Below are 7,833 nucleotides of genomic sequence, written 5' to 3' on the forward strand. Positions count from 1 at the left end.
GACAGCTATCCGCCGAGGTCGCAGCTGTCGGAGAGGACTTCGAGGAGCCGCAGCGGGTCGGGCAGCGGGTCGCCGGACGGCGGCCGCAGCCAGCTGACCTCCCGCCCGGACGGCAGGACGGACGGCGGCGCGACCACGTAGCTGTCGCGGCAGTGCCACCGCATCCCGGGCGTCTCGACGACGTCCTCCGGGGAGCAGTCGAGGTGGCAGGACCACCATTCGTCCTCGTCGACGGGCGCGCCGCGGGTCGCGACGAAGAACAGGCTCCGGTCGCCGCCGACGGACGCGACCGGGCCGACGGGCAGGCCGCCGCGGGAGATCCGGTCGAGCGCGAGCGTGCCCGCGGCGGCGGGGACGTCGAACACGTCGAAGACGCGGCCGGTCGGCAGGATGATGTTGGCCTGCGGGCGTTCGGCCCACCAGCGTCCGATGACGTCGGCGTCCACGCTGGCCTGGTGCGCCCAGGCCGCCGATACCGGATGCGCGCCCGGGTCGGGACACCCGATCCGGTCGCACGAACACGCTCTGTCACCGCCTTTGCGGTCGGCCGCGTTCGGGGGGTGGGCGCCGGGAAAGCAGGACCAGCCGAGGGCGGCGTACTCCCGCGCCGCCGAGGCCATCCGGTCGCGTGCCGCCTTCAGCCGTCTGTTCCCCGAGACCGCCAGCATTCCCGCCCCCAATACCCCAAGGTCGAACGTGGGTTCCTGGTTACCGATGATGCCCGGCGGGCGAAAGCCCGGGCACGGCAACCCCCGGAAACGACCCTAAGTAACTAGGACCCGTCCCACGACGGCGGGACCCTGGGCCAACCTCTCAGACCGACCATTCAGGCCAGCCGGCGCGCCACTTCAGTGGCCCAGTAGGTGAGGGCGATGTCGGCGCCGGCGCGGCGGATGGAGAGGAGCGACTCCAGGATCGTCCGGTCGCGGTCGATCCAGCCCTTCTCGGCGGCGGCCTCGATCATCGCGTACTCGCCGCTGACCTGGTAGGCGACGACGGGGACGTCCACGGTGTCGCGGACGCGGCGGACGATGTCGAGGTACGCCCCGGCGGGCTTCACCATGACCATGTCGGCGCCCTCGTCGAGGTCGAGGAGCACCTCGCGCAGCGCCTCGTCGGCGTTCCCCGGGTCCTGCTGGTGGGTGGACCGGTCGCCGAACTGCGGCGCGCACTCGGCGGCCTCCCGGAACGGACCGTAGTACGCGGACGCGTACTTCACCGAGTACGCCATGATCGGGAGGTCGGGGTGCCCGGCGCCGTCGAGCGCCGCGCGGATCGCGGCGACCTGGCCGTCCATCATGCCGCTCGGGCCGACGACCGCCGTGCCCGCCTCCGCCTGCGCGACCGCGATGGACGCGTACCGCTCCAGCGTCGCGTCGTTGTCGATCTCGCCGGACGCGGTGACGATGCCGCAGTGCCCGTGGTCGGTGTACTCGTCCAGGCACAGGTCCGTCATGATCACGGTCGAGTCGCCGAGGTCGGAACTGAGGTCGCGCAGTGCGAGCTGGACGATCCCGTCGGGGTCGTCGGCGGCGGAGCCGGTGCCGTCCTTGACCGCCGGGATGCCGAACAGGATGAGGCCGCCGACGCCGGCCTCGACCGCCTCGTGCGCGGCCTTGCGGAGGCTGTCGCGGGTGTGCTGGACGACCCCCGGCATGGACGTGACCGGCTGCGGCTCGGCGATGCCCTCCTTGACGAACATCGGCAGCACCAGGTCGGCGGGGCTGAGCCGCGTCTCGGCCACCATCCGGCGCAGCGCGGGCGTGCGCCGCAGCCGGCGCGGCCGCGCCACCGGAAACTGAGCAGACATGTGGTGTGAACTCCCCGTCACTTGCGGCGGCGCGCGCCGCGGCGCATCTGGCTGGGCTTGCGGGGCGGCTCCCCCGCCTCGGCCCGGGACGTCCGCCACCTCGCACCGTACTCGGCGAGGGCCTCCGCGAGGGCCGATACGGACGGTTTGTCCGCCGTGACGTCGACGCGCAGCCCGTACTCGCCGGCCGTCTTCGCCGTCTGCGGGCCGATCGCGGCGATGACCGTCACCTTGTGCGGCTTGCCGGCGATCCCGATCAGGTTCTTCACCGTGGACGACGAGGTGAACAGCACGGCGTCGAACCCGCCGCCCTTGATCGCGTTGCGGATGTCCTCGTGCGGCGGGGCGGCGCGGACGGTCCGGTAGGCGGTCACGTCCTCGCACTCCCAGCCGAGCTCCGTCAGCCGGGCGATGAGCACGTCGGTCGCGATGTCGGCGCGCGGCAGCAGCACCCGGTTGATCGGGTCGAGGTCCTCGTCGTAGGGCGGCCACTCCCGCGCCAGGCCCTCGCCCGACTGCTCGCCGGACGGCATCAGGTCGGGGTGGATCCCGAACTCGACCAGGGCCCTGGCCGTCTGCTCGCCGACTGCGGCGACCTTCAGCCCGGCGAACGCGCGGGCGTCGAGCCCGTAGTCGACGAACTTCTCCCGGACGGCCTTGACCGCGTTGGTGGAGGTGAACACCACCCACTCGTAGCGTCCGGTGACGAGGCCCTTGACGGCGCGCTCCATCTGCTGCGGGGTGCGCGGCGGCTCGACGGAGATCGTCGGGACCTCGACCGGGACGGCCCCGTACCCGCGCAGCTGGTCCGACAGCGACGCGGCCTGCTCCTTCGTCCGCGGCACCAGGACGCGCCAGCCGAACAGCGGCTTCGTCTCGAACCAGGACAGCTCGTCGCGCCAGCCGACCACGTCCCCGACGACGATCAGCGCGGGCGCCTCCATGCCCTTGGCGTCGGACGCCAGCCTCTGCAGCGTCGACACGACGGTCTCCTGCTCGGTCGTCGTGCCGAGGCTCGTCATCGCGGCCGGGGTGGAGTCGGGGCGTCCGGCGGCGACGAGGCCCTTGCAGACCTCCGCGACCGCGCCCTCCGCACCGATGATCACGAGGGTGGCGCCGGGGTCGGAGAAGCGCTCCCAGTCGACGCCGCCCTCGGACGCGTCGATGACCCTGACCTCGCGGTGCTTGGCGTCGGTCAGCGGGATGCCGGCGTAGCCCGGTACTCCGGTCACGGCGGACACGCCCGGGACCACCTCGAACGGGACCCCGGCCTTCGCCAGCGCGCCGCCCTCGGCGGCCAGCCCGCACGCCAGCCCGGGGTCGCCCTGCAGCAGCCGGACGACGCGGCGCCCGGCCTTCGCCGCCCGTGCGGCGGTCTTCACGGGATCGCCGTCCGCGGAGTCGATGATCTCAGCGTCCGGGCGGCAGTGGGACAGGATCTCCGGCGGGCAGTGCGCGCGGCTCACGATGACCATGTCGGCGCGCTCCAGCTCGGCGGCGGCGCGGAGGGTCAGCAGGCCGGGGTCGCCCGGCCCCGTCCCGACGATCACGACGCCGCCGGGCCTGGCCGCCCGGTCGGCGGCACCGTCCTCGATCGGCACGCCCTCCTCGGCCGCGCCCTCGGGCGCCGTCCTCGGTGCGGTCTCTGCGGTGCTGCTCTTCGCGGCGGGGCTCAATCGCGCTCCCCCATCAACTGGTCGGCCCCCTGCGCGAGCAGCCGGTTGGCGAGATCGCGCCCCAGCCGTTCCGCGTCGTCCGGGTGGCCGCTGGTGGACAGCCTCACCTGCCGGGTGCCGTCGTAGGCCACGACGGTCGCCGTCAGATGGAGCTTTTCATCTACTTCGGCAGCGTACGTGCCCACGGGCGCGGAGCAACCCGCCTCGAGCACGGCGAGCACCGTCCGCTCGGCGGTGACGGCGCGCCTGGTCGGGGCGTCATCGACCGTTCCAAGCAGGGCACGGAGGTCGGCCCGGTCGGCGCCGCATTCGAGCGCGAGCGCGCCCTGCCCGGGGGCGGGCAGCATCAGGCTCGGGTCGAAGACCTCGGCGACCGCGTCCAGGCGGCCGATCCGCTTCAGGCCCGCGTGCGCGAGGACGACGGCGTCCAGCTCGCCGTCGGTGACCTTGCGGAGCCGGGTGTCGGCGTTGCCGCGGATCGGGACGATCTCCAGGTCGGGACGCATCGCGCGCAGCTGCGCCACCCGGCGCGGCGAGCCGGTGCCGATGCGCGCCCCGCGCCGCAGGTCGGCGAGCTTCGCCGGGCCGCACAACGCGTCGCGGGGGTCGTCGCGGTGCGGGGTCGCGGCGAGGGCGATCCCCGGCGTCGCGGACGTCGGCAGGTCCTTCAGCGAGTGCACGGCGAAGTCCACCTCGCCGGAGAGGATCTTGTCGCGGAGCGCGTTGACGAAGACCCCCGTCCCGCCGATCTGAGCGAGCAGGGCCTTGGAGACATCACCTTGCGTGGTTACCCCGACCAGCTCCACGGCATGCCCGGTCAGGCGCGTCAGCGCGTCCGCGACCTGCTGCGACTGGGTCGTCGCCATCAGGCTCTTGCGGGTGCCGAGCCGCAGCGGGCGCCCGCCCGGCAGGCTCGTCTCCCCGGTCGCTCCCCCGCCTGCTTCCCCGTTCATCTCTCGTCTCCTCCGCGCCCTGGCACGGTGTCGCGGGCGCTCACCGCCCGGACGTTCGCGGCCTGCGCGTTCACCGTCTCCGCGCGCAGATCCTGCTCTTTCGGGCCCTGGTCGTTCAAGTCCTGGACGGCGTGCGCGCCCAGCCCGTCCAGCGCGGGCCCGGGGCTGACGCAGTCGGCCTCGGCGCACTCCGGGGCCACCGCAGGGGCGGGGCCCGTCCACTCATGGTGCCCGTCGCCCGCCTCGGTGTCGCGCAGGTCGGCGCGGGCCACCGCCTCCGGGGCCTTCGGGTCGAGGTCGAACAGCTCGCGCAGCGCGTCGGCGTAGGAGTCGCCGCCCGGCGCCGACGCCAGCTCCTTGACCCGGACGGTCGGCGCGTGGAGCAGCTTGTCCACCACGCGCCGGACGGTCTGCTCGATCTCCTTGCGGGCCCGGTCGTCGATCCCGGGCACGCGTCCTGTCAGCCGGGACAGCTCGGCCTCGACGACGTCCGCGGCCTTGCTGCGCAGCGCGACGACCGTCGGGGCGACGGCGGCGGCGCGGGCGGCGCTGAGGAACGCCTCCACCTCGTCGCAGACGATGAGCCGGACGGCCTCGACCGCCTTCGGGCCGATGGCGTGCGCGGCCTCCTCGGCCGTGCGCAGGTCGTCCAGCCCGGCGAGCCCGACGCCCGGCAGGTCGCGGACGGACCGCTCGACGTCGTGCGGCAGCGCCAGGTCGAGGAAGAACCGGTTCCGCCCGTCGGAGCCGACGCCCTGCGCCCGCAGCTCCGCCGCCGTCAGGACCAGCCCGGTCGCCCCCGTGCAGGACACCACCAGGTCGGCGGCGGCGACCGCGGAGTCGAGCTCCGACAGCTCGATCGCGCGGGACGGCGCGTCCAGCGACTCGGCCAGCCGCACCGCCCGCTCGTGGGTACGGTTCGCGACCACGACCTCGCGCGCCCCGGCGCGGCTCAGCGTCGCCGCGGCGAGCGAGCTCATCGATCCGGCGCCGACGACCAGCGCGCGGACGCCCTGCAGCGGGCCGAGATGCCGGGCCGCGACGTCCAGCCCGACGCTGACCAGCGAGGCGCCAGCCTGGTCGATGCCCGTCTCGTGGTGGGCGCGCTTGCCGACGCGCAGCGACTGCTGCAGGACGTCGTGCAGCTCGCGGCCGAGCGTGCCCTCGTCCTGCGCGACGCGGAACGCCTGCCGGATCTGCCCGAGGATCTGCCCCTCGCCGACGACCATCGACTCCAGCCCGCACGCCACCGCGAACACGTGCTGGACGGCCCGCTCCTCGTAATGGACGTACAGATGCCGCGACAGCTCGTCCAGCGGGACGCCGGACCGCTGGGCCAGGAGCTCGGAGACCGCGGTGACGCCGCCGTGGAACTTGTCGACCACGGTGTAGATCTCGACCCGGTTGCACGTCGACACGATCGCCGCTTCGGCCACGTTCGCGGAGCCGTGCACGGCGTGCAGCAGCTTCACCAGGTCGTCCCCGGCCACCGCCGCCCGCTCCAGCACCGCGACTGGAGCGCTCCGGTGACTGAGCCCCACGACCAGAACGCTCACGCTCTGCCTCCCGTGTCTCCCGCTCGCCTCATGCGCTCATCGTGTGGGGGGACGACCCCCCACACCCCCCGGCTCGCTTCGCTCATGCGCTCATCCGGTGGGGGGACGACCCCCCACACCCCCCGGTTCGCTTCGCTCATGCTTCGACCGTCTCCACGTACTGCTTCGCGCCCGGCGGCGCGTCGCCTGCGGCCAGGGAGGCGAGGCCGTCGGGTCCGCCGGCCTTGCGCTGCTCGTGGAACGCGAGGATCTGCAGCTCGATGGACAGGTCGACCTTGCGGACGTCGACGCCGTCGGGCACCGAGAGCACGACCGGCGCGAAGTTCAGGACGCTCGTCACACCGGCCGCCACGACGCGATCGCACACCCCCTGGGCCGCTCCCGCGGGGGTCGCGATGACGGCGATGGAGACGCCGTGGCCCGCGATGATGTCCTCCAGCCGGTCGATGTGCTGCACCGTCATGCCGGCGATCTCCTGGCCGACGATGGACTCGTCCGCGTCGAGCAGGCCCGCCACGCGGAAACCGCGGGACGCGAAGCCCCCGTAGCCGGCCAACGCACGGCCCAGGTTACCCACACCGATGATCGCCACGACCCAGTCTTGCGTCAGCCCGAGTTCCCGGGAGATCTGGTAGACGAGGTATTCGACCTCGTACCCCACGCCGCGCGTGCCATACGAGCCCAGGTGGGAGAGGTCCTTGCGGAGCTTGGCCGAGTTGACGCCGGCCGCCGCGGCGAGCTCCTCCGACGACACGGTCGCGACGCCGCGCTCCTGCAGCCCGGTGAGGGCCCGCAGGTACACCGGCAGCCGCGCCACGGTGGCTTCGGGGATGCCGCGTCCTGCGCGGTCGCGTTGGCGGTTCTGTCGAGGTGTCACGGCCTGCTCTTCGGCTCGGTGCTGGGAACGGGACCGCGAGGCCCCCCGGCCCCGGCTCGCACGGCCAGGAGACGGCCTCCCGGCCGCGGCCTGACCGCCTCGGGGCCGTCCACCAGGTTATGCCTTTGTGAATACGCGCACAAAGTGACCCCCTCCGTAGCCCTGGGGGCGGCGCGGAGGGCCTCGGCCGCGAAGGGCCGTCCAGCAGGGGCTTCCGGCGCGGTCGCGCACCCGGACGCCAGCCGGATGTGACCGACCAGACACCCCGTGACCGGGTCAGGAGCCGCGCAGGGCGCCGATCGCCGCGCGGAGGCGGTCCTCGTCGACGCGCCAGAAGTCGTGCTGGACGCCGTTGATCAGCGTGACGGGGATCTGCTCCCAGTACTGCTCGGTGTCGCGTTCCGACTTCGTGATGTCGCGCTCCTCCCAGGGGACGTCCAGCTCGCGGGCGACCCGTTCGATCACCGCGCGGGCGTCGTCGCACAGATGGCAGCCGGGCTTGCCGAGCAGGGTGATCGTGACGTCGTCCACCGCGGTCACCGTCCGGGGAACTCCGGCGCGGGCAGCGGCACCTTGGCCGGGCCGAGCCGCAGCTCGATCACGTTGGTGGCCAGCACATGGGTGCGGGACTCCGCCAGGAACCGCTGCAGGTGCGGCTGCTGCCGGTGCGCGGCGAACGCCGGCTCGTCGCGGAAGAGCTGGTAGAAGATCCGCTGCGTCGGGGCGCCCACCACCTCGTGGCAAGCGAAGATCACCGTGTCGGGCTCGGCGGCCAGCGCGGCCTTCACGAGGTCGGTGGCGAGCCGGTCGAAGGCGTCCTCACGGCCGTCCAGCAGCGTGTAGACGGTGATCTGGCCGCACGCGTCGGCCAGCCGGACGAGCCCCCACTGCAGCATGCTGACCATCGCGAACATGAACAGGTACGTCGGGATCGCGAACGCGACCCCGGCCTCCTTGAGGC

General features: G+C 73.5%; 8 protein-coding genes. All 8 read right to left on the bottom strand.

Translation table 11 applies throughout. The features are described 5' to 3' along the window. Positions 1-5: 5 nt before the first annotated feature. Positions 6-668, bottom strand: a complete 663-nt coding sequence (locus ETD83_RS05390; RefSeq protein WP_138643927.1) for a bifunctional DNA primase/polymerase — start codon at positions 666-668, stop codon at positions 6-8. A 158-nt stretch (positions 669-826) separates the two neighbouring features. Next, entirely contained in the window at positions 827-1,810 is a 984-nt protein-coding gene (hemB, locus tag ETD83_RS05395; RefSeq protein WP_138643928.1) for a porphobilinogen synthase, read from the bottom strand. A 17-nt stretch (positions 1,811-1,827) separates the two neighbouring features. After that, entirely contained in the window at positions 1,828-3,411 is a 1,584-nt protein-coding gene (locus ETD83_RS05400) for a bifunctional uroporphyrinogen-III C-methyltransferase/uroporphyrinogen-III synthase (RefSeq protein WP_230420704.1), read from the bottom strand. A gap of 71 nt (positions 3,412-3,482) precedes the next feature. After that, positions 3,483-4,439, bottom strand: coding sequence for a hydroxymethylbilane synthase (gene hemC, locus ETD83_RS05405; protein ID WP_138643930.1), 957 nt, complete (start codon positions 4,437-4,439; stop codon positions 3,483-3,485). Further along, positions 4,436-5,995, bottom strand: coding sequence for a glutamyl-tRNA reductase (locus ETD83_RS05410; protein WP_138643931.1), 1,560 nt, complete (start codon positions 5,993-5,995; stop codon positions 4,436-4,438). The genes hemC and ETD83_RS05410 overlap by 4 nt, the downstream gene beginning before the upstream one ends. 136 nt (positions 5,996-6,131) lie before the next feature. Beyond that, on the bottom strand, positions 6,132-6,872 hold the full coding sequence (locus ETD83_RS05415) for a redox-sensing transcriptional repressor Rex (protein ID WP_138643932.1): 741 nt from the start codon (positions 6,870-6,872) through the stop codon (positions 6,132-6,134). A gap of 276 nt (positions 6,873-7,148) precedes the next feature. Further along, positions 7,149-7,403 carry a glutaredoxin family protein gene (locus ETD83_RS05420; RefSeq protein ID WP_138643933.1) on the bottom strand — a complete coding sequence of 85 codons (255 nt, stop codon included), beginning with the start codon at positions 7,401-7,403 and terminating at the stop codon, positions 7,149-7,151. Between the two features lie 5 nt (positions 7,404-7,408). Then, on the bottom strand, positions 7,409-7,833 hold a 425-nt coding region (locus ETD83_RS05425), incomplete at its 5' end, for a putative quinol monooxygenase (RefSeq protein ID WP_171064026.1).

It is taken from the genome of Actinomadura soli (assembly GCF_005889715.1).
GTDB classification, from domain to species: domain Bacteria; phylum Actinomycetota; class Actinomycetes; order Streptosporangiales; family Streptosporangiaceae; genus Spirillospora; species Spirillospora soli.